Source organism: Haloplanus natans DSM 17983, assembly GCF_000427685.1.
Classification (GTDB): domain Archaea; phylum Halobacteriota; class Halobacteria; order Halobacteriales; family Haloferacaceae; genus Haloplanus; species Haloplanus natans.
Genome location: NZ_KE386573.1, coordinates 2,323,368 through 2,344,336, shown reverse-complemented (window position 1 = coordinate 2,344,336; position 20,969 = coordinate 2,323,368). Strand labels below are relative to the sequence as shown.

The window sequence follows — 20,969 nt, the reverse complement described above, 5'->3', positions numbered from 1 at the left end:
TTGGCGCCGTTCGTGTCCGGCCGTGCTCATACCATCGGCTGTAACTGTTTCAAGACATTCGCCACCCGGGGTGGCGAATGTCATGATTGACTTACAGCCGACAGTATCAAAACGAGTCCGCGAAATAACGGTCGGCCCGTTCGACGGTGTCGCGGTCGTAGGTCCAGAACCCCTTCCAGCGGTTCGTCTCCTGCTGATGGGCGATCAGCGCCGCCCCCGCCCCCTCCGGCGGTCGGAAGACGACACACCACGAGTTTCGGTACTCGTCGGTCGTTCCGGCGTGGACCGTCGCGTCGAGTTGCTCCGGCATCCCGTCCGGAACCCCGTAGACGTGGACGTCGACGGTCCGCCCCGCGAGCCGTTCGTACACCGTCTTCGTGCCGAGTTCGTCTTCGAGCCGCGAGAGCTGCTGGAACGTCGAGCGGAGCGTTCCCGTCCCCGCTTCGTACGCCAGCCGCTCGATATGCCGTGAAATCAGGATGAGAAGGAGTTTCTCCTTGTTCGACGCCGGATAGCCACGCAGGTCGAAGAGCGTCTCGTCCATCCCCCTGAGCACGTCGGGCACACCGTCGTCGAACCCCTTGGTCCCCGTCTTGAACCGATCGGCGTTCACGAGCAGGAACGACTGCATCAGTTCCCGCAACGAGGAGACGGCGCTGACCTCGCCGTCCCTGCGTAGCGCGACGATGTCGTCGTCGACGTCGTCCGGTAACGACCGCTCCACCAGATCGACGGTCTGCGTGCTGAACACATCGGCGAGCAACTCCTGGACTGGCTTCGGATGGGTCCGGTTGATCGTTACGAGCGAGATGTCGTCGCGGCTCACCTCGTCGAAGAAGTCCCTGATTCCGGACGGATTGGCGTCGACGGCCATCTGATTCGAGGGGAGTACTACTGTGTGATATACCCTTGCCCCGGGTTATCAGCAGTGAAACCCTCCTACGAGTCGACGTTGTCCGGACTGCGCGGATGGTAGTCGGTTTCGTACGCGCCCGGCCGGTCGTCCATCCGGTCGGGGTTGATGCGGCCACCGAGGAGCATGAAGTCGACGAGCGTCAGCGCGAGCATCGACTCCACGACGGGCACCCCCCGCGGCGGGAGCACCGGATCGTGGCGGCCGACGACCTGAATCTCCTTCTTTTCGCCCGTCTCCCAGTCGACCGTCGTCTGCGTTTTGGGAATGGAGGTGGGGGCGTGAATCGTCACTTCACCACGGATCGGCTGGCCGGTCGTGATGCCGCCCTGAATGCCGCCGTGGTCGTTGCCGACGGGCACCGGGTCGCCTCGCGCTCGCGGCTCGTCGCCGCTCGCGTCTTTCGAGGCACTCTGTGCCTCGCTCTCGTCGAACTCCCAGTCCTCGTTGCGCTCCGACCCCGTGTAGCGGCGCGCCTCGCGTCCCAGGCCGAACTCGAACGCCGTCGCCGCCGGCACCGACATCATCGCCTGCCCGAGGCGGGCGGTCATCGAGTCGAATCGCGGCGCGCCCAGGCCGCGGGGGACGCCACGCGCCTCGAACTCGACGGAACCGCCGATGGAGTCGCCCTCTTTTTGATACTGTTCGATCCGCTCGCGCATCCGCTCGGCCGTCTCGGGGTGGGCACACCGCACCTCGTTGTCCTCGCTGTGTTCCAGCATCTCCTCGAAGCTCACCTCGGGCGCCTCGATGTCGCCGATCTGGTTGACGTGGGCCTTGAGTTCGACGCCGTGGTCGCTCAGAACCTTCTTCGCCACCGCGCCGGCCGCGACCCAGTTCACCGTCTCGCGGGCCGAGGAGCGCCCGCCCCCGCCCCAGTTGCGCGTGCCGAACTTCGCGGAGTAGGTGAAGTCGCCGTGGGAGGGCCGCGGTGCGGTGACGAAGGGTTCGTACTTGCCAGAGCGGGCGTCCTTGTTCTGGATGACCATCCCGAGCGGCGTGCCGGTCGTGTAGCCGTCCTGCAGGCCGCTGTGGATGCGCACCTCGTCGGGTTCGCCGCGGCTGGTCGTGATCATCGACTGGCCCGGCTTGCGCCGGTCGAGGTCGCGCTGGATGTCCTCCTCGGCGAGTTCGAGGCCGGCGGGACAGCCCGAGACGACGACGCCCATCGCGTCGCCGTGGCTCTCGCCGTAGGTCGTCACCTGAAACAGACGACCGAATCGGTTACCGTTCATGTTCGTCCACTTCGGCTCCGAGGTCATAAAGCACATCGAAGAACCCCGGGAAGGAGACATCGACGTGATCGGCGCCCTCGACGGTGGTCGTCCCCCCGGCGACGAGGCCCGCGACCGCGAGCGACATGACGATCCGGTGGTCGTCGTGGCCCGCCACCGCCGCCCCCCGGAGGTCGCTCTCGCCGCCGTGGATCGTCAGGGCGTCCGCTTCCTCCGTGACCGCGGCGCCAAGCGTCTCCAACTCCGTCGCCATCGCCCGCACCCGGTCGGTCTCCTTGTACCGGACGTGTTCGCAGTTGATGACCCGCGTCTCCCCGTCCGCGACGGCGCCGAGGACCGCGACCGTCGGGAGGAGGTCGGGCGTATCGCCCACGTCCACCTCGACGCCCGTCAGGTCGCTCCGGCGAACGGTGATCTCCCCGGCCTCGCGATCCCACGAGATATCGGCGCCCATGCGCTCCAGTACGTCGACGATGGCGCTGTCGCCCTGCGCGCTCGGATACGCCCCCTCGACGACGACACCGTCGTCGCCGCTGGCCACCGCGCCCGCCGCGAGCAGGTACGACATCGACGAGAAGTCGCCGGGGACCGGATACGGGCCGTCCCGGCCGTACCGCTGTCCGCCGGGCACCCGATAGCCCGCGTCCGTCTCCGTCGCCTCGACGCCGAACGCGTCGAGCACTTCGAGCGTGATGTCGACGTACGGCGCCGACTTGAGTTCGGTCCGCAGGTCGATGTCGATCCCGTCCGCCGTCACCGCCCCCGCCATCAACAGCGCCGTGACGTACTGCGAGGACACGTCGCCGGGAATCGACACCGTGCCGCCTCCCACGTCCCCGCCCACGACCAGCGGTGCCTGCCCGTTGCCGCGCGTGCTCTCCGCCCGCCCGTCGAGTTGGGCGATGGCGTCGAGCAACGCCCCCTGTGGCCGCGAGCGGAGCGAGTCGTCGCCGGTCAATACCGTCAGCCCGTCCGCGAGCGCCGCACACGCCGTGACGATCCGGGTGGTCGTCCCGCTGTTCGCACAGTCGATCACGTCGTCCGGGACGCCCGGCCGGCCGGCAAAGCCCGTCACGTCGAGGTCGCCGTCGCTCCGTTCGATCCGCCCGCCGAAGGCCTCGACCGCCCGCATCGTCGCCCGCGTGTCCGCGCTCACGAGCGGATCGGCGACCACCGCGCCGTCGCTGTAGCCCGCGGCGAGGATCGCCCGGTGCGTGTAGCTCTTCGACGGCGGCGCGCGCGCTCGCCCCCCGACCCGTGAGCGGCTGATGTCCACGTCCATAGCGGATCGGTCGGGCGGCCGCGGTATCAGGCTACCGAACCCGGAACCGTGCTGACTGCCTGCGAGCACGTCGACGGCACCCGCGAACGCGTGGATGACCGGCACGCCGCGTCGTCGTTCTCGAAGGATAGAGGACGGATTCGGCGACGCTTTCCCCTTCGCGGCGCTCGTGCGGGCGATGCCCAAAACGTTTGGTGCTTGCGATCCTGTGTCACGACGTTGCTATGCCCGACGGGTCGTCGCGGATCGCGCTCGTTGCTCTCCCCGATCGACTCGAAGGGCGGCTGGCGTCGGCGCTTCGCGACGCGGATATCGACGCGACGACCGTCGACTCGGCGGGTGACTGTCTCCGTCTCGTGGCACGCGGCGAGGTGGACGGCATCGTCAGCGGTTACGCGCTGCCCGATCTGGACGGCGTTCGCCTGTTGCGATCGATCCGCGTCTCTCACCCGGGACTCCCGTTCGTTCTGATCCTCGAATCCGCGTCGCCGTCGGTGGCGAGCGAGGCGGTCGACGCCGGCGTGAGCGGCTACGTGCCCGCCGACGCCGACGAGCGGACGATCCTCGCCCGACTCCGGGCCGCCCTCGACCGGGACGCGCCGTGGTTCACGGACGAACACCAGCGTCGGTATCGCCACCTCATCGAGATGGCGCCGATCCCGATCAACCTGTTCGACGCCACCGGCGAATCCATCTGGTGTAACGACGCCACGCTCGATCTGCTCGGACTCGACGGACGGGACGAACTCGTCGGGCGATCCATCTTCGAGTTCGTCCACCCCGACGATCACGAACTCGCCCGGCGGGAACTCGCGACGGTCATCGAACGGAAAGAGCCCGTCGGGCCGACGCAGATGCGACTCCAGCGACCCGACGGCGAGGTGCGATACGTCCAGGTGTCGACGGCAGTCGGCCGGTTTCTGGGCGAGGACATCGGCCAGGCCGTCGTCGTCGATATCACGCCGCTCCGCGAGGCACAGGACGCGCTCCGGGCCGAACGCCGGTTCGTCGAGGAGGCCCTCGACGCACTCGACGACGTGTTCTATGTCGTCGACGCCGACGGCACCCTCCTGCGGTGGAACGAGGCGGTGACCGAGATCACCGGCTACGACGACGACGAACTGGCGTCGATGAACGTCGGGACGCTTTTCGCGGCGTCGGACGTACAACGGGTGCAGGCCTCCATCGCGACGGTCCTCGACGAGGGCGCCGATACGATCGAAGCCACGCTCGTCACGAGGCACGGCCACGCCCGTCCCTACGAGTTCCGCGGGCGGCGACTCCACGGGGGCGATAGTCACAGGGTCGTCGGCATCGGGCGTGACATCTCCGCACAGGAGGAGCGAAAGCGCCAGTTGAAGACGCTCGAACAGTGGCTCCGTCACAACATCCGCAACGACGTAAACGTCATCCGCGGCATCGCGGAGAACCTCCGCGAGGGGCGGATCGAGGACGCCGACGCGGGCATCGGTCGGATCGAAACGTACGCCGACCATCTCCTCGAACAGGCGGACCGCGAGCGTCGGATCGTCGAAATCCTGACGAACCCGGCCGACACGGTCGCTATCGACCTCCGTGCGCTCGTCGAGCGACGGGTGGCCGCGCTCCGGGAGCGGTTCCCCGACGCCGACATCGACCTCACGCGTGCGGACTCCGTGGTCGTGGCCGCGCTCCCGGACCTCACCGCCGCGGTCGACGAACTCGTCGAAAACGCCGTCGAGTACGCCGATGACGGGACCCCGACGGTCCGAATCACGGTCGTCGACGAGGGCGCGCGTGGCCTCGTTCGCGTCGCCGACGACGGGCCCGGCATTCCGGACATCGAGCGACACACCCTCACGTTCGACCACGAAATCGACCAACTCCACCACGGCTCCGGCCTCGGACTGCTCTTTGTCTACTGGGTCACCCGACTCTCCGACGGCGACATCACCGTCGAGAGCGACGACGACGGCAGTACCGTCACGCTCGCGTTCCCGACGGTGGAGCGCGACGGCCGGTGACCCTCAGGTACTAAAGGATCACGTCGAGTACGATGTCTATGTTCGAGAAGTCGACGTGGATCAAGCTCCCGCGGAACGTTGTCGTGGGACACGGCGTGCTCGCCGACCTCGGCGCCGTCGTCGACGACCTCTCGGTCGTCGGCCGGCCGCTGGTCGTGACGAGTCCGTCCCCGGATCGGCTCGTCGGTGACCGCGTTCGTGAGCAACTCGGGAGCGACCCCGCGACGATCATCGTCGAGGAGGCGGGCTTTGGCGCCGTCGAACGGGTCGTCGATGCCGCCCAGGACGAGGGCGCCACCTATCTCGTCGGGCTTGGCGGCGGCAAACCGATCGACACGGCGAAGATGGCGGCCGACCACCTTGGCTTCGGGTTCGTCTCCGTCCCCACCGCGGCGAGCCACGACGGCATCGTCAGCGGCCGCTCCTCGATCCCCGAGGGCGACACCCGTCACAGCGTGGCCGCCGACCCGCCACTCGCCGTCGTCGCCGACACCGAAGTCGTCGCTGCCGCACCCTGGGAGCTCACTACCGCCGGCTGTGCCGACATCGTCTCCAACTACACCGCCGTCGAGGACTGGCAGCTCGCCCACCGACTGCAGAACGTCGAATACTCCGAATACGCGGGCGCGCTCTCCCGGATGACCGCCGAGATGCTCGTCGAGAACGCCGAGTCGATCAAACAGGGGCTAGAGGAGTCGGCGTGGGTCGTCGTGAAGGCGCTCGTCTCCTCCGGGGTCGCCATGTCCATCGCGGGCTCTTCGCGTCCCGCGAGCGGCGCCGAACACCTCTTCTCCCACCGTCTCGACCGTATCGCGCCCGGGCGCGCCCTCCACGGCCACCAGGTCGGCGTCGGCTCCATCCTCGTTGCCTACCTCCACGAAGGCGAGAAGGGGATGTGGCGTAACATCCGCGACGCCCTCGCGGTCATCGGCGCGCCGACTACGGCCGCGGACCTCGGCTTCGACGACGAGACGGTGATCGAGGCGCTGACGACCGCCCACCGCATCCGCGACCGGTATACGATCCTCGGCAACGGCATCAGCGAGGCGGCCGCCCACGAGGCCGCGACGGTCACCGGCGTGATCTAACGTCACCGCCGCGACGCGTAGAACGGAAGAGGCAAGCCGGTGCGGTCCAACCCCCAAGCATGGCAACGGCCAGCGCCAGCGGTCCGGTCAAGGAACATCCCGCCGCCGCCACCTTCGTCCTCTCGGTCGTCGGCTACACGCTCGTCGTCGGCACCTTTCTCGGGGTCGTGCCCGCATCGGTGTTTCCCGACCTCTCGCTCGGGCAGGTGAACCTCCTCTCCGACGCCATCGCCGTCGTCAACACGCTCGCTACCTGTTCGCTCATCGCCGGCTGGCGGTGGATCCGCCGGAACGAGGTGAAAAAGCACGCGGCCGCCATGTCGACCGCGTTCGGGCTCATCCTCGTCTTCCTCGTCCTCTATCTCACGAAAATTGGAGGCGGCGGGACCAAGGAGTTCGTCGGCCCCACCCTCGTCTACTACGCCTACCTCGCGATGCTCGCCATCCACATCGTCCTCTCTATCGTCTCCGTGCCCGTCGTCCTCTACGCCATCGTCCTCGGCGTGACCCACACACCGGCGGAACTCCGCGAGACGGCCCACGCCCGAATCGGCCGTATCGCTGCCGGGTCGTGGATCCTCTCGCTCTCGCTCGGCGTCGTCACCTACCTCCTCCTCAACCACGTCTACAGTTGGGAGTTCGTCGAGGCGGCTATCGTGTTCTACGGGTAGTTGTCGCCGTTTTCGGTGCGTCGCCGAGCCGGTCCGGCGAACCACCGGCAACGACTTGCAATACTCACGATCACTGGAACTGACCGACAACTATCCGTATCGCCTAGTCCCACTCCCCCCGAACCACCAGCGTCGGCACGTCGGTCCGCCGGACCACCCGCTCCGTGACGCTCCCGACCAGATACCGATCCACCCCGTGTCGGCCGTGGGTCCCCATCACGATCAGGTCGATTCCGTGCTCGTCGGCGTAGTCGACGATGGCGTCCTCCGCGATGCCCTCGACGACGGCCGCCGTCACGTCGACGCCTTTCGCTTTTGCCCGCGTCTCGACGGTCCCCGTCGCCGCCTCGCCTTCCTCACGGAGCGCGCCGCGAAGCACGTCGAGGCCGAGTTCCGGTGCTTCGTGAGCGATACCGTCCGTGTCGACGACGTACAGCGCGTGGACCGTCGCGTCGAAACGCTCGGCGACGGCCAGCGCGTGTTCGGTCGCCGCCACCGCCGGGTCGCTGCCATCCGTCGGCACCAGAATCCGATCGTACATGACTGTTCGTTGGGCCCCGCTCGCCTCAAGTTACGCGCCGGTTCTCGGCCGCCGGGAACGCCCCGTCTTCGACGACGGCAGGGCTTTTAGTCAACTCGTCCCGTGGGCTCGTCCGTGCGCGTCACGTTCGTTTCGATGACGACGGCTCACCACGCCGACGACTGGCACGCAAGTCGGATGCGGGGGGTCGCCGAACGCCTAGCGGCCCGTGGCCACGACGTGACCGTCTGCTGTGCGCAGTGGTGGGACGGCGACCACCCCTCGTTCGACTTCGAGGGCGTCACCTACCGCCGGGTGACGACCGAACTCGCGCCCCGGGCGTTCGTCCTCAGACTCCCGTTCGTGCTCAATACCGTCCGTTCGGACGTGATCCACGTCGCCACCCAGCCACGCCTCGCGGCCCCCACCGCCAAGGCGGTCGCTCGCCTCCGGCGAACCCCCGTCGTCGGGGAGTGGTGGGCGTATCCCGACGACGCGACGCCGCCGTGGCGGCGCCGCTGGGCCGCCCGCTCGCCCGACCGTATGCTCGTCCCCTCCCGAACCGTCGGGACGACCGTCCGCGAGTGCGGCGCCCCCGCCGACACCGTCGAGGTGGTCCCCGACAGCGTCGACCTGGCGGGCATCCGGGGCGCGCCCGTCGACCCCCGCGCCGACATCGTCTACGCCCGCTCGCTCGACGAGGGCGCCAACGTCGAGGAGTTCCTCCTTGCGCTGGCGGAACTCCGACAACGCGAGTGGCGGGCGGCGGTCATCGGCGACGGGCCGGTCCGGCCGGAGGCCGAACGGACCGCCCGTGACCTCCGAATCGCCGACCGCATCGAGTTCCTCGGCGCCCTCGATCCGACCGACCAGGTGCCGATCCTCAAGGGGGCCCACGTGTTCGCCCAGACGGCGACGTGGGCGCCCTTCGCGACGAGCCTCCTCCGGGCGCTCGCGTGTGGCTGCGTCGGCGTCGTCGAGTACCAGGCCGAGTCGGCCGCCCACGAACTCGTCGAGGAAGACGCCCGCGGGTCGCTGGTGACCAGCCCCCGCGAACTCGCGGACGAAATCGTCGCAGCGGCGAAGCTGGAACACTGGACCGTCAACGAGGCCTACGCCTCGTACGACCACGACGCGGTCCTCGACCGCTACGTCGACTGCTACGAGCGCGTCGTCGACGACTACGGGCTCTTCTAGCGGTTTCGGAACGCTTTTGCCCGCGATACGTCCACCACAACTCATGAGCGACGACGTTGCGGCCGACCTCCGCGAGCAGTTCAGGGCGGCATTCGAGAACGCCGACTTCCCCGTCACCGACCAGATGGACCTCGTTCCGGCGCTCCCGGACGGCCCGGGGACCCGGTTCGAAGCCGGCGACGCGTCCTTCTCGGCGATGGAACTCGCCGCGAACCTCGACGGCCACCAGGAGTTCCCCTACGAATCCGTCGACGAACTCGTCGACGACGTGATGGCGGCGCTGGAAGCGGAAGGACTGCTCTAAGGGAGAACACGTTTGGTTACCCCCGACCAACGGCCCGTATGTTCGATATCGAGCGCTATCTCAACGTGCGGAGCGCACACGGGGCCTCCGTCGGCCCCGACGGCGACCGACTCGCCTTCCTCATGGACACCACGGGTGTCCCGCAGGTGTGGACGCTCGACTCCTCCGGTACGTGGCCCGAACAGCGCACCTTCTTCGACGACCGCGTCACCTTCGCCTCGTGGTCGCCCGAGCGCCCCGAACTGGTCGTCGGCCGTGACCGCGGGGGCGACGAGAAGGAGACGTTCTACCGCCTCGACGTTACCGACGGCTCCATCACCGATCTGACCGAACATCCCGACGCCAAACACTGGTTCGGGGGCTGGCGTCCCGACGGCGAGCAGTTCGCCTTCGCCTCCAACCGCCGCGACGAGTCCGTCTTCGACGTGTACGTCCAGGACCGCGACGTTACCGGCGCCGACGCCGAACGCGTCCACGAGGGCGACGGCTGGTTCTCCGTCGCCGGCTGGAACCCCGACGGCGACCGACTCCTCCTCACCGAATCACACTCCAGTTTCGATCAGGACGTGTACGTCCTCGACGTGGCGACGGGGAGCCGCCGTCACCTCACGCCCCACGAGGGAACCGTCCGTCATCTCAGCGCCAACTGGGGCCCCGACGGCGAGGGCGTCTATCTCGTTACGGACGGCGAGTCGGACACGCTCGGACTCTCCTACATCGACCTCGCGACCGACGAGATATCGGCCGTCGAGGCGGCCGATTCGGGCGAGACGCCCCTCGCCGACGACGCGTGGAACGTCGACGGCGTCGCGGTCGATCAGGAGTCCCGACGACTGGTCTACTCCCGCAACGTCGACGGCTACACCGAACTCGCCGTCGGCGAACTCGTCGCGCCCGGCCGCCTCGACCACTTCCCGGCGCCGGACCTCCCACCCTGCGTCGCCGGCGGCGTGGGCTTCGGCCCGGACGGCGACCGCTTCGCGCTCACCGTCACCCGGAGCGACGACACCGCCAACGTCTACGTCGTCGACGCCACGAGCGGCGAGGCGGAACGCTGGACCCGCGCCTCCACCGCCGGCATCCCGCGGGACTCCTTCGTCGCCCCCGAACTCGTCCGCTACCCCACCTTCGACGGCCGGAAGACTCCGGCCTTCTTCTCCCTGCCCGCGACGGACACGGGGCACGGCGAGACACCCGTCGTCGTCGATGTCCACGGCGGCCCCGAATCCCAACGGCGCCCCTCCTTCGGCCGCGTGAAACAGCACTTCCTCTCGCGGGGTTACGCCGTCTTCGAACCGAACGTCCGCGGATCGACGGGCTACGGGAAGGCATACACCCACCTCGACGACGTGGAAAGTCGGATGGACGCGGTGGCCGATCTGAAAGCCGGCGTCGATTGGCTCCACGACCACCCCGCCGTCGACCCCGACTGCATCGCCGTCATGGGCGCCTCCTACGGCGGGTTCATGACGTTGGCCGCCATGACCGCCTACCCCGACATCTGGGCGGCCGGCGTCGACATCGTCGGCATCGCCAACTTCGTCACCTTCCTCGAAAACACGGGTGACTGGCGGCGCGAACTCCGCGAGGCCGAGTACGGTTCGTTGGCGGAGGACCGCGAGATGCTCGAATCGATCAGCCCCATCAACCACGTCGAGGACATCACCGCGCCTCTCTTCGTTCTCCACGGTGAGAACGACCCACGGGTGCCGGTGAGCGAGGCCCATCGCATCGTCGAGGGTGCCCGCGAGGCGGGCGTTCCCGTCCGCGAACTGATCTTCGAGGACGAGGGGCACGGTTTCACGAAACTCGAAAATCGGATCGAGGCCTACACCGCCGTCGTCGAATTCCTCGATACGCATCTGGGGAGCGCGACGCAAACCGGGTAATCCGCTACGTCGCCCGCTGGTCGTCCGGATTTTTCGCGCGGTTGTGGACGGTGTTTTCCTCGTCCTCGTGGCGGCGCGGGTCGGCCATCTCCGCGACGGCTTTGGTCGACATGCCGCCATCGTCCTCTTTTTCCTCGTCGCCCTCGGCTTCGGCTTCGTCCTCACCCTCCGCTTCGGCTTCCGGTTCCTCGGCGGGCGCGTGGTCCTCTGGATTTTTCGCGCGGTTGCGGACGGTGTTTTTTTCGTCCTCGCGACGGCGCGGGTCGGCCATCTCCGCGACGGCTTTGGTCGACATGCCGTCGTCCGCTTCCTCCTCTTCCTCGTCGCCTTCGGCCTCCTCTTCAGGCTCGGGTTTCGGCTCCGGTTCCGGTTCGGCCGTCTTCGACCCCCCGCCGAACAGCGACAGCAGTTTGCCGATCAGACCCACGCTGCCACACCTCCGTTCTCGCGGGTCGAGTCGTCAGCCTCCGACCCCCGCCTCGGCGTCGTGGCCGTCGCGTCCCACCCGGACTGGTCGGCGTGCACTGTCAGAACGGTCTTCGTGATAGCTAGCACTGTCAGGACGATACTCGCCGCGGCGGCGGCGACGACTTCGAACCCCTCGCCAACTGTTAGTATGAGTCGATGCATGTCTTTCGTTAAGAATGCCGGTTGATATAAAACTGGGTCCCGATACTGAGATATGGTCGTCACGATGGGCAGTCGACACCCGATCACTCCGTTAGAGTCAAACAGCCCCACGGCGAACGGTACCACATGAGTACGGGGCAGGAACAGCGAACGATCCGGTGTCTCGTCGCCAAGGTTGGCCTCGACGGCCACGACCGCGGCGCACACGTCATCGCGCGGGCCTTCCGCGACGCCGGGTTCGAGGTGATCTACTCCGGTCTGCACCGCGCCCCCGAGGAGATCGTGCAGGCCGCGGTTCAGGAGGACGTGGACGTCCTCGGCATCTCGATCCTCTCGGGCGCACACAACACCCTCATCCCGAAGGTGATCGAGGGGCTGAAGGAGTACGGTGCGTTCGCGGACACCCTCGTCATCGTCGGCGGTATCGTCCCCGAGGAGGATCGCGCGGACCTGAAGACGGCGGGTGTGGCCGAAATCTTCGGCCCCGGCACCCCGATGCAGGAGACGATCGACTTCGTCCGCGAGAACGTCTCACGATGAGCGAGGCGGGGGTTGGCGATCTGGTGGCGGGCGTCCTCGACGGCGAACACCGCGCCCTCGCGCGGACGATCACGATCATCGAGAACCGCGAACCGGGCTACCGCGATCTGGTCGCCGCGTTGCACGGCCACACCGGCGACGCGGAGGTGATCGGCGTCACCGGCAGCCCCGGCGCCGGCAAGTCTACGCTGGTCGACAAACTCGCCAAGGCCTACCGCGACCGCGGCCTCACCGTCGGCGTCATCGCCGTCGACCCGTCCTCGCCGTACTCCGGCGGCGCGGTCCTCGGCGACCGCATCCGGATGGCCTCGAACGTCGGCGACATGGCGGTGTTTTTCCGATCGATGAGCGCCCGCGGGCAGTTAGGGGGACTGTCGACCGCCACCGGCGACGCCATCACCGCCCTCGACGCCTTCGGAAAGGATCGGATCGTCGTCGAGACGGTCGGCGCCGGACAGAACGAGGTGGACGTGGTGCGAACCGCCGACACCGTCGTCGTCCTCGTCCAACCCGGCAGCGGCGACGACGTGCAGATGCTCAAAGCCGGGATTTTGGAGATCGGTGACGTGTTCGTCGTCAACAAGGCCGACATGGACGGCGCCGCGACCACCGTCACCGACCTCCGCGAGATGCTTCACCTGCGCGACGGGTCGACGACCGGCGCCGCCGGCCACCACGGACTCGGGTCGATGGCCGACGGCGACGACGCGGACGACGCGGACGACTGGGACCCGACGGTGCTCGAAACCGTCGCCACCGAAGGCGAGGGCGTCGACGACCTGATCGACACCCTCGACGACCACTACGCCCACCTCCGCGAGACGGGAGAGCTCGACCGCCGCGAGCGGACGCGCTACGCCGAGAAGATTCGCCAGTTGCTCCGGAGCGACGCCGCGACGCTGCTCGAAGACGAAATCGAGCGCCACGGCGGGATGGACGCCCTCGTCGACGCGGTGCAGGCGCGGGAGATGGACCCGTACACCGTCGCCGACCGGATTCTGGCCCCGGTCGCGGACTGCGTGGATCGGGAGCGAGACTGAGAGTATAATACGGTTTAGTGTAAGTCATTACCGGTGGGTCGCCGACCCGTTCTGGCGACCCACCGGTGAACAGTTACACTAATCCGTATAAGTCTCCGGCGCCAAACGGATACGCATGAAGCTCAGACGACTCGGCGCCGCCGTCGCGGGCCTCGCCGGTGGCGTCGTCGCCGGTGACCGACTCCTCCGTGGCGCCGCGGGCGAACTCGAACCGGCCCTCGACGCGACCGAGCGGACGTACCGCTGGCGCGGCATGGACGTGGCCTACGCCGAACTGGGCGACCCCGACGATCCGACCCTGCTCTGCTTCCACGGCATCAACGCCGCCGGATCGAGCGGCGAGTTCCGCGAAGTCGCCGCCGCTCTCGCCGAGAGCCGCCACGTGATCGTCCCGGATCTGCCGGGCTTTGGCCGCTCGGATCGCCCGCCGCTTCGCTACTCCGCCGCCCTCTACGAGGACTTCGTCGCCGACTTCCTCGCCGAATACGACTCGCCCGCCGTCGTCGCCTCGTCGCTCTCGGGGGCGTACGTCGCTCGCGCGGCCGACGACGGCCGAGTCGACGTCGACTCCCTCCTGACCATCTGCCCGACGACCCTCGCCGGTCCCGACCCGCCGAAGGCGTGGCTCCGCGAACTCCTCCGATCACCAGTAATCGGTACTGCCCTGTTCGACGCCCTCGTCTCCGGGGCCTCCATCCGCTATTTCAACGCCGACCACGCCTACGCCGACCCGAATTCGGTCTCGGCGGACTGGACCAACTACCAGTGGCGGAGCACCCACCAGCGAAACGCCCGCTTCGCCGTCGCCTCCTTCGTCGCCGGCTACTGCAACTCCGATCTGGATCTCGGTCCCGCCCTCCGTGCCCTCGACGCGCCGGTCACGGTCGTCTGGGGGCGCGACGCGACGCTGCCACCGCTCTCCGAGGGACGGGCGCTAGCCGACGAGGCCGACGCCCGCCTCGTCGTCTTCGATCACGCCAAACTCCTGCCGCACGTCGAACATCCGGCGGAGTTCGTCGAGACGGTCCGCGAAGCTATCGCACCCGCAGAATGAGCAGATCCTCGTCCGTCGTTCGGTTGGTGCCGACTCCGGCTTCGACTGGCATCCCGACTGTCACGTTCTCGGGGTCCGACCCCCGGACGACGCCGGTCAGGCGCACGTTGCCGAAGTCCGCGATAGCGGTGGCGTAGGGTTCCTCGTCGGTGAAATCCGGGCCGCCGACGTAACAGATGGTGAACGTCTCTATCGTCCCCGTCGCCGACAGGTCGGTGTGGTCCAGTTCCGTCGACCCACAGTGAGGACACACCCGTCGCGGCGGGAGCGAGCCGTGTCCGTTCGGACATTCGAGGTAGTACCCCTCGCCGTCGCCGACGGCGTCAAGCCACTCGTCGTAGCCGGCGTCGGTCATCGATCCACCTCCAGGACGTGAACGACCGCGCTCGCGACGGTCCCGCCCGCGTTGTGCGTGACACCGAGGGTCGCGTCCTCGACGTAGTCGCTGTTCGGGTGGTCGCCCCGGAGGAGACGCGTCATCTCCGCGATCTGACTCCCTCCCGTCGCGCCGACGGGGTGACCCTTGGCTTTCAGTCCGCCCGAGAGGTTCACCGGCAGTTCGCCCGTCGCCGTCGTCTCGCCGCGCCGCGCGGCGCCGACGCCGTCGCCGTTCTCGTAGAAGCCCAGCCCCTCGACGGCGAGCACCTCCGCGATGGTGAAACAGTCGTGAACCTCGACTACGTCCACGTCGTCGGCCGAACAGCCGGCGTCGTCGTAGGCCTCGGCGGCCGCGCGCTCCGTCGCCGGCGTCACCGCGAGATGTTCCCGGTCGTGGAGCGCGAGGTTGTCCCCGCCCTGCCCGCTGCCGGTGATCGACACCGGGGCGTCGAGGCCCTCGGCCTCGGCGTACTCGTCGCTGACGAGGACGAGGGCGCTCGCGCCGTCGGTGACGGGGCAGGCATCGAGCAGGCCAACTGGATCGGAAACCATCGGCGCGTCGAGCACTTCGTCGACGGTGATGGCGCGGTGGAACTGCGCGTACTCGTTGGGGAGGGCGTTGTCGTGGTTTTTCACCGCGATGTGCGCGAGGTCCTCGCGCGACCCGCCGAACCCCTCGAAGTACGCCCGCTCCATCAGGGCGTAAGCGCCGGGGAAGGTCATCCCCGCCCGGATCTCGTAGAGTTCGTCCGCGGCGGTCGCCAACCCCTCGGTCACGTCCGCCGTCGAGAGGTTGGTCATCCGCTCACAGCCGCCGGCGAGCATCACGTCGGCCTCGCCGGAGCGGACGGTCCGGACCGCCTCGCGGACGGCGACGCCGGCGGAGGCACACGCCTCCTCGTACCGCGTCGCCGGGCACTGCAATCCGGCCATCTCGGCCATGAGCGGCGCTTGGTGACCCTGTCGCTCCGCCAGCGCCCCCATGAAGTTCCCGTAGTTGATCGACTCGATGTCCTCGGGTGGTACGCCCGACTCCTCGCGAGCAGTGAGGGCGGCCTCCCCGAACAGATCGCGCCCGGTCCGCTCCGGATGTCGCCCGAAATGCGTCAGTCCGACGCCGGCGACACGTACGCCTGTCATAGGTTCTCATAGACGGACGAGCCGATAAAGACCTGCCGGATTCGGAAGCTCTCGCGCCCGGTATCGGCCGTTTACCGTTCGACAGCTGTCCGTCGATCGATCGACGTTCGACGTGTGCCGAATCCCCGCTCGGTCGACCGAAACCGTTAGTCACGGGCGGCCACACCACCCCGCATGAACTGGATCGGCGAAACGTTCACCAGCGACGCCGGCTGGGACCATCTGGAGCGACTGGTCGATATCGGGAACCGCATGGCCGGGAGTCCCGGCGAGCGCGAGGCGCTGGCGGCGACCCGCGACGCCCTCGACGGCGTCGGCGCCCGGAACGCGAGCGTCGACGACTTCGAGATTCAGGGCTGGGTCCGCGGGACGAGCGCCGTCGAGACGCCCGACGGCGATGCCGACTGCATCGCCCTCCCCCGCAGTCCCGCCGGCGCCGTCGAGGCTCCGCTGGTCGACTGTGGCGACGGCCTCCCCGACGACTTCGCGGACGCCGATCTGGACAGTGCCATCGCACTCGTCTCCGCCGGCGTCCCCGACTACTACGACCGTTTCATCCACCGCAGGGAGAAGTACTACCGCGCCGTCGAGGCCGGTGCCGTCGGATTCGTCTTCCGCAACCACGCCCCCGGCTGTCTCGCGCCGACCGGGAGCGTCGGCACCGACGCCGACCCCATCGGCCCCATCCCCGCCGTCGGCGTCAGCCGCGAGGCGGGGCTCCGTCTCGCCCGCCGCCACGCGGGCGACCAGGTCAGGCTCCGCGTCGACTGTGAGACGCCACGGGCCACGAGCGGCGTCGTCCGCGCAGACATCGGCCCCGACACCGACCGCGCCGTCTACCTGACCAGCCACGTCGACGCACACGACATCGCGGAGGGGGCCGTCGACAACGCCGCCGGCACGGCGACGGTTCTGGAAATCACGCGCGCTCTCCTCGACCGCGACGCCACCCTCGACCGCCGGGTCCGGATCGTCTGCTTCGGCGCCGAGGAGGTCAGGCTCCGGGGGTCGAAACGCGAGGCCGACCTGATCGATCCCGACGCGATACAGGCGGTCGTCAACTGCGACGGCGTCTGTCGCGGCCGGACGCTCCAGTACTACACCCACGGCTTCGACGCCCTCGCCGCGGCCGTCGAGCGAGTGGCCGACCGCTTCGGCCATCCCGCCACCGTCCGCCCCACCCAACACCCACACAGCGACCACTGGCCGTTCGTCGCCCGCGGGATACCCGCCATCCTGGTGTCGAGCGACGACGGCGACCGCGGGCGTGGCTGGGGGCACACCCGCGCCGACACGCTCGACAAACTGGAGCGGCGGACGCTCCGCGAGGGGGCGATCCTCCTGACGGCGCTCGTCGCCGACCTCGCCGCGGCCGACCGGATCGAGCGCCGCGACCCCGACGCGGTCGCGGCCGACCTCGACGCACAGGATCTGGCCCCTGGCATGCGAGTCACTGGCGACTGGCCGTTCGCGACCGAGGGAACTTTTTAACGCCGAGGATCGACGTGTCTTCCATGAGACGGACGCGACGACAGGATGGAGGGCACCGGCGGTGAAGGTCGCCGTCCGGGGTGGCGACGCCGACGACGTGGCCGCGGTCGGCGTCGGCGGCGCGACGGTCGTCGACGAGGCGGCCGGCCCCGACGCCGTCGTCGCGGTCGGCGACGCGGCCATCCGGTCGGCCGTCTCCGATCCGCCCGCCGCCCCACTCCTCCCGGTGACGCCCGAGGGCGGGCGCCACCTCGTCACCCGCGATACCCTCGACGCCGCCGTCGCCGCAATCGCCGCCGGCGACCGCCGCGTCGGCACCCATCCCGTCCTCGGGCTCCATCACGACGGCGACGGCGTTGCCCGCGCGCTCCGCGACGTGACGCTCGTGACCGACGCGCCCGCGAGCATCTCGGAGTACGCCCTCGCTGTCGGCGACGAGCGGTTGGGATCGGTTCGTGCCGACGGAATCGTCGCCGCGACGCCGCTCGGTAGCGACGGGTACGCCGCCGCCGCGGGCGGATCGATCCTCGAAGCCGGAGCGGGCGTCGCCGTCGTCCCGATCGCACCCTTCTCGACCGCCGCGGAAACGCGGGTGGTCGATCCCGGCGTCCCGTTCACCTGTTCCGTCGAGCGCGAGGGTGCCGTCGCCCTCGTCGTCGACGGGGTCCGACGCGGCGTCGTCGACCGTGGCGCCCACCTCCGGATCGACCGCGTCGGCTCGCTCGACGTGGTGATGCCGACCGGAACGGAAAACTTCTAATGAGTCTACACCCGACTTCGGGGTATGCAACCGCTACAGTTCGTCGTCCCGGTCGGCGCTCTCGACGCGCTCGAACCGTACATCGCACACGTCGTGCTGGCGCTGGTGGTGGTGAACATGCTCACGCGCATCCGCGCTCACTCCGTCCAGCAGAGCCAGGTCGAGGACGGTGCTGAGGAACTGGGCCGGTACGTCCCGCATACGCTGTCGACGCTTGCCTTGGTGGTCGCGTCGTTCGTCTTCCTGCTCATCGAACCCCACGGCGGCATGGTGATGTCGGTGCTCGCCGTCGGGGTCTTCGTGACCGACTTCTTCGAATTCGAATCCCGGCAGGTCGAAGCCCGGAACGAGATGGCGTTCGAACGACCGAAAGGCGCCGTCGCGGCGTCGCTGCTCGCCCTCCTGTACGCCGGCTACCAGAGCCTGTTCGTCTTCATCGAACCCCTCTGGAACCTAGTGGTGTAGGGGCGACGAGTTCACCCGCGGCCCGTTTCTCTACTGTCGTTGACGTGACCACGCACGTCCCGTACCGACTCACGGCTGTCTCCAAGTCGGATCGGTAGAATCGTCGTTTCGGCGCTACGCCGTGCGGTCGTCTATCGCCCTGCGGGCCTGCTGTACCGCCGGGAGGATCACCCAGAACGCGAGCGGGCCCAGGATGGCGAACCAGAGCAGCACCTCCATCAGTCCGATAGCCATCAGGTTGAACAGGTCTGCGCTCGCCGGATCGGGCGACACCGGACTCACGAGTTGGCGCGTGCTCTCGAACCCCGGCGTCCGGTACCACCCCGCGAGCACGAGCCAGCCGAGGCCGGCACTCGTGAAGATGCCGAGCCCTTTGATGAATTCGTCAGCCATTACCTGAGGATTCGTCGGCGTCCTCTTGAGGGTTTCCCATTCCGCGAGCACGAAAGCGCGTCCCGAGGACGTAGACGCCGGCGCCGACGCCGATGGACGCGAGGCCGAAGACGGCGAGGACGGCACTCAGGACCGTTTCCGGCGGGACGACGCCAACGACCCGCAGCACACCGGTCACGGCGCGGCGCAGGAGGCTGAGTCGGATCGTCGCGGCGTCCAAGAGGACGAAGCCGAACACCACGCCGAGGATGGCGATGAGCGTCGAGAAGACGGTGATCGTCTTATAGAGGCGCATGGGAACGACCACGTCCCGACGGCCGTCCGACTCGGCGGCGTTAGCCCCATCGCGCACGCGCTCCTGTGCGTGGCTGTCGGAGTCGTCGGAAGAAGACATGGTGGACCGAGACGTTATTTCGGCGGGCGGAGCCGGTAGTACCGCCGGTTGAGGTCATACATGTACCCCTCGCGCATCGTCTTCAACACCGCGTAGGTGACCGTCGTCGCCACGATGGGGAGGAGGAAGGTTAGATCAAAGAGCAGGTGGACGTTCATCGGCATCAGATTCTTCACCGCGAGCAGACTGATGGTGAACGCGAAGACGACGCCGCCGACGCCGACAGCCGACCAGAACGGCTGCTCGACCGGGCGTCGGGCCGATCCCTTGTTCAGGAACGGGACGATGGCGATGAAGCCGACGACGACGACGTTCGCCAGTACGCCGTACGTGCGGTCGGCGGTGAGTTTCTGCCCACCGAGGATGGCGAGGTCGGGGTTCAGCGGGCCGAGCTTCAACAGGCCGAACGACCAGTAGAGATACCAGTCGGGCAGGATGATCGCCGGCGTCGAACTCGGGTTGGCCGGTGCGCCGATGTGTGGCGGCATCGTCGCCGAGAGGAAGAAGATCATCCCGGTAAAGAAGGCCGCGATGGAGAGGTTGCGGACGGTCTCGTGGGGCCACGTCGGGAACGCGAGCACGTCGCGTTCGACGTAGTCGGACTCGGTTCGGAGGTCCTGGTCCTCGCGACGGGCCCGTTCGAAGTACTCGTAGGTGAGCCGCGAGAGGCCCGTCGTCCGTTCTTTGCGTTCGCGCCACGTCGGCGTCTCGTCGTCCGGAGCGACGATGCCCGGGCTGCCGCCGTCGGTTCGAGTGTCGTCGGAGGTTTCGTGGTCGCTCATGGTTTTAGTGGGGTTCCGCGATGCCCTGCACCCAGACGATGCCGATGTGGATGGCGATCAGCGTCGTCACGACGAACGGGAGCAAGAACACGTGGATGATGTACATCCGCTGGAGCGTCGCCTGACTCAGGGTGAAGCCGCCGAACAGTAGTTGGGCGATCCACTCGCCGGCCAACGGGATCGATAGCGACATCTCGACGCCGATCTGTCCCGCCCAGAAGGCGAGCTGGTCCCACGGGAGCAGGTAGCCCGTGTACCCGAACACCATCGTCAGGCTGATCAGGACGATACCCAGCAGCCAGTTGAGTTCGCGCGGTTCCTTGTACGCCCCCGTGAAGTACACGCGAAGCATGTGGAGGAACACGGCCGCGACCATCACCTGTGCCGACCATCGATGGATGGAGCGCAGCATGAACCCGAACTGTAGATCCGTCATGATGAACGTGATCGAGTTGTACGCCGTACTGGGGTCGCCGGTCTGTGCCGGGGCGTAGTAGAACCCGAGCAACGCCCCGGAGACGGCGGCGACGATGTACGCGAGCGTCGAGAACGACCCCAGCGCGTACAGCGGGTACCAGTACCAGAACTTGTTGTCCAGATCGTACTGTTCGGTGTGGCTTTTCGGCATCTGCATGTTGACCTTGTAGTACAGGTCCTCCAAGAGCTCCAGATAATCGACGATCCGGAGCCGCTTGTCCATCCAGATGAGCGCCGTCAGGAAGGTGGTTTCGACGGGGGTCAGCTCCTTCCGTTTCATCCACCCCTTGTGGTCCATGTCGTCTTTCTTTTCTAAGCTCATG

24 protein-coding genes are annotated in these 20,969 nt (G+C 68.1%); 12 read left to right on the top strand and 12 right to left on the bottom strand.

All coding sequences use genetic code 11. From position 1 onward, the window contains the following. Positions 1-106: 106 nt before the first annotated feature. The 3 genes from HALNA_RS14165 to aroA form a co-directional block, all read right to left on the bottom strand. Entirely contained in the window at positions 107-874 is a 768-nt protein-coding gene (locus HALNA_RS14165; RefSeq protein ID WP_049936993.1) for a DICT sensory domain-containing protein, read from the bottom strand. Between the two features lie 65 nt (positions 875-939). After that, on the bottom strand, positions 940-2,148 hold the full coding sequence (aroC, locus tag HALNA_RS14160) for a chorismate synthase (protein ID WP_049936992.1): 1,209 nt from the start codon (positions 2,146-2,148) through the stop codon (positions 940-942). Then, the gene (gene aroA, locus HALNA_RS14155) at positions 2,138-3,430 is read right to left on the bottom strand and encodes a 3-phosphoshikimate 1-carboxyvinyltransferase (protein WP_049936991.1); all 1,293 of its coding nucleotides are present in this window, start codon (positions 3,428-3,430) and stop codon (positions 2,138-2,140) included. The genes aroC and aroA overlap by 11 nt, the downstream gene beginning before the upstream one ends. A gap of 224 nt (positions 3,431-3,654) precedes the next feature. On the opposite strand from aroA, the gene HALNA_RS14150 reads away from it, so the two are divergent. From HALNA_RS14150 to HALNA_RS14140, 3 genes are read left to right on the top strand one after another with little or no spacing between them, the layout of a single operon-like run. Then, complete coding sequence (locus tag HALNA_RS14150) at positions 3,655-5,433, top strand: PAS domain S-box protein (protein WP_049936990.1); 1,779 nt, start codon at positions 3,655-3,657, stop codon at positions 5,431-5,433. A 38-nt stretch (positions 5,434-5,471) separates the two neighbouring features. Further along, positions 5,472-6,521, top strand: a complete 1,050-nt coding sequence (locus HALNA_RS14145) for an NAD(P)-dependent glycerol-1-phosphate dehydrogenase (protein WP_049936989.1) — start codon at positions 5,472-5,474, stop codon at positions 6,519-6,521. A gap of 59 nt (positions 6,522-6,580) precedes the next feature. Next, positions 6,581-7,192, top strand: coding sequence for a DUF420 domain-containing protein (locus HALNA_RS14140; protein ID WP_049936988.1), 612 nt, complete (start codon positions 6,581-6,583; stop codon positions 7,190-7,192). A 103-nt stretch (positions 7,193-7,295) separates the two neighbouring features. Here the strand turns inward: HALNA_RS14140 and HALNA_RS14135 are convergent, their stop codons facing one another. Continuing rightward, positions 7,296-7,733 (bottom strand): universal stress protein, encoded by a 438-nt coding sequence (locus HALNA_RS14135; protein WP_049936987.1) that lies wholly within the window; start codon positions 7,731-7,733, stop codon positions 7,296-7,298. A 114-nt stretch (positions 7,734-7,847) separates the two neighbouring features. Between HALNA_RS14135 and HALNA_RS14130 the strand changes: the two genes are divergently transcribed. Genes HALNA_RS14130 through HALNA_RS14120 form a run of 3 tightly spaced genes read left to right on the top strand, consistent with a single transcriptional unit; the run spans position 7,848 to position 11,102 of the window. Beyond that, a complete protein-coding gene (locus HALNA_RS14130; protein ID WP_049936986.1) occupies positions 7,848-8,909 on the top strand; it encodes a glycosyltransferase family 4 protein in 1,062 nt (353 codons plus the stop codon). A 43-nt stretch (positions 8,910-8,952) separates the two neighbouring features. Next, on the top strand, positions 8,953-9,213 hold the full coding sequence (locus HALNA_RS14125) for an MTH865 family protein (RefSeq protein WP_049936985.1): 261 nt from the start codon (positions 8,953-8,955) through the stop codon (positions 9,211-9,213). 38 nt (positions 9,214-9,251) lie between these two features. Continuing rightward, a complete protein-coding gene (locus HALNA_RS14120; protein ID WP_049936984.1) occupies positions 9,252-11,102 on the top strand; it encodes a S9 family peptidase in 1,851 nt (616 codons plus the stop codon). Between the two features lie 4 nt (positions 11,103-11,106). On the opposite strand, the gene HALNA_RS14115 is transcribed toward HALNA_RS14120, so the two are convergent. After that, positions 11,107-11,529 carry a hypothetical protein gene (locus HALNA_RS14115; RefSeq protein ID WP_049936983.1) on the bottom strand — a complete coding sequence of 141 codons (423 nt, stop codon included), beginning with the start codon at positions 11,527-11,529 and terminating at the stop codon, positions 11,107-11,109. Further along, positions 11,520-11,732: a hypothetical protein gene (locus tag HALNA_RS14110; RefSeq protein WP_049936982.1), complete on the bottom strand. Its 213-nt coding sequence runs from the start codon at positions 11,730-11,732 to the stop codon at positions 11,520-11,522. The genes HALNA_RS14115 and HALNA_RS14110 overlap by 10 nt, the downstream gene beginning before the upstream one ends. 126 nt (positions 11,733-11,858) lie before the next feature. On the opposite strand from HALNA_RS14110, the gene HALNA_RS14105 reads away from it, so the two are divergent. The 3 genes from HALNA_RS14105 to HALNA_RS14095 all read left to right on the top strand — a co-directional run bounded on the left by HALNA_RS14105 (position 11,859) and on the right by HALNA_RS14095 (position 14,366). Continuing rightward, positions 11,859-12,272: a cobalamin B12-binding domain-containing protein gene (locus HALNA_RS14105; RefSeq protein WP_049936981.1), complete on the top strand. Its 414-nt coding sequence runs from the start codon at positions 11,859-11,861 to the stop codon at positions 12,270-12,272. Continuing rightward, positions 12,269-13,312, top strand: coding sequence for a methylmalonyl Co-A mutase-associated GTPase MeaB (gene meaB / locus HALNA_RS14100; protein WP_049936980.1), 1,044 nt, complete (start codon positions 12,269-12,271; stop codon positions 13,310-13,312). Before HALNA_RS14105 ends, meaB begins: the two co-directional genes overlap by 4 nt. Positions 13,313-13,427: 115 nt before the next feature. Then, complete coding sequence (locus tag HALNA_RS14095; RefSeq protein WP_049936978.1) at positions 13,428-14,366, top strand: alpha/beta fold hydrolase; 939 nt, start codon at positions 13,428-13,430, stop codon at positions 14,364-14,366. Here the strand turns inward: HALNA_RS14095 and HALNA_RS14090 are convergent. Together HALNA_RS14090 and HALNA_RS14085 are read right to left on the bottom strand one after the other, a co-directional pair. Then, a complete protein-coding gene (locus HALNA_RS14090) occupies positions 14,347-14,721 on the bottom strand; it encodes a Zn-ribbon domain-containing OB-fold protein (RefSeq protein WP_049936977.1) in 375 nt (124 codons plus the stop codon). The two genes, HALNA_RS14095 and HALNA_RS14090, sit on opposite strands and share 20 nt — an antisense overlap. Then, positions 14,718-15,884, bottom strand: a complete 1,167-nt coding sequence (locus HALNA_RS14085; RefSeq protein ID WP_049936976.1) for a thiolase domain-containing protein — start codon at positions 15,882-15,884, stop codon at positions 14,718-14,720. The genes HALNA_RS14090 and HALNA_RS14085 overlap by 4 nt, the downstream gene beginning before the upstream one ends. 174 nt (positions 15,885-16,058) lie before the next feature. Here HALNA_RS14085 and HALNA_RS14080 point away from each other — a divergent pair, with 174 nt between their 5' ends. From HALNA_RS14080 to HALNA_RS14070, 3 genes are all read left to right on the top strand, one after another. Continuing rightward, entirely contained in the window at positions 16,059-17,375 is a 1,317-nt protein-coding gene (locus HALNA_RS14080; RefSeq protein ID WP_049936975.1) for a M28 family peptidase, read from the top strand. 61 nt (positions 17,376-17,436) lie between these two features. Then, positions 17,437-18,135, top strand: a complete 699-nt coding sequence (locus HALNA_RS14075; protein WP_049936974.1) for an NAD(+)/NADH kinase — start codon at positions 17,437-17,439, stop codon at positions 18,133-18,135. Between the two features lie 24 nt (positions 18,136-18,159). After that, on the top strand, positions 18,160-18,600 hold the full coding sequence (locus tag HALNA_RS14070; protein WP_049936973.1) for a DUF7313 family protein: 441 nt from the start codon (positions 18,160-18,162) through the stop codon (positions 18,598-18,600). Between the two features lie 114 nt (positions 18,601-18,714). Here the strand turns inward: HALNA_RS14070 and HALNA_RS14065 are convergent, their stop codons facing one another. From HALNA_RS14065 to HALNA_RS14050, 4 genes are read right to left on the bottom strand one after another with little or no spacing between them, the layout of a single operon-like run. Beyond that, complete coding sequence (locus HALNA_RS14065; RefSeq protein WP_049936972.1) at positions 18,715-18,993, bottom strand: DUF7314 family protein; 279 nt, start codon at positions 18,991-18,993, stop codon at positions 18,715-18,717. After that, positions 18,986-19,387 carry a DUF7315 family membrane protein gene (locus HALNA_RS14060; protein WP_049936971.1) on the bottom strand — a complete coding sequence of 134 codons (402 nt, stop codon included), beginning with the start codon at positions 19,385-19,387 and terminating at the stop codon, positions 18,986-18,988. The genes HALNA_RS14065 and HALNA_RS14060 overlap by 8 nt, the downstream gene beginning before the upstream one ends. 14 nt (positions 19,388-19,401) lie before the next feature. Further along, positions 19,402-20,169 carry a cytochrome b family protein gene (locus HALNA_RS14055; protein WP_049936970.1) on the bottom strand — a complete coding sequence of 256 codons (768 nt, stop codon included), beginning with the start codon at positions 20,167-20,169 and terminating at the stop codon, positions 19,402-19,404. A 4-nt stretch (positions 20,170-20,173) separates the two neighbouring features. Further along, on the bottom strand, positions 20,174-20,968 hold the full coding sequence (locus HALNA_RS14050) for a cytochrome b (protein ID WP_049936969.1): 795 nt from the start codon (positions 20,966-20,968) through the stop codon (positions 20,174-20,176). Position 20,969 lies beyond the last annotated feature (1 nt).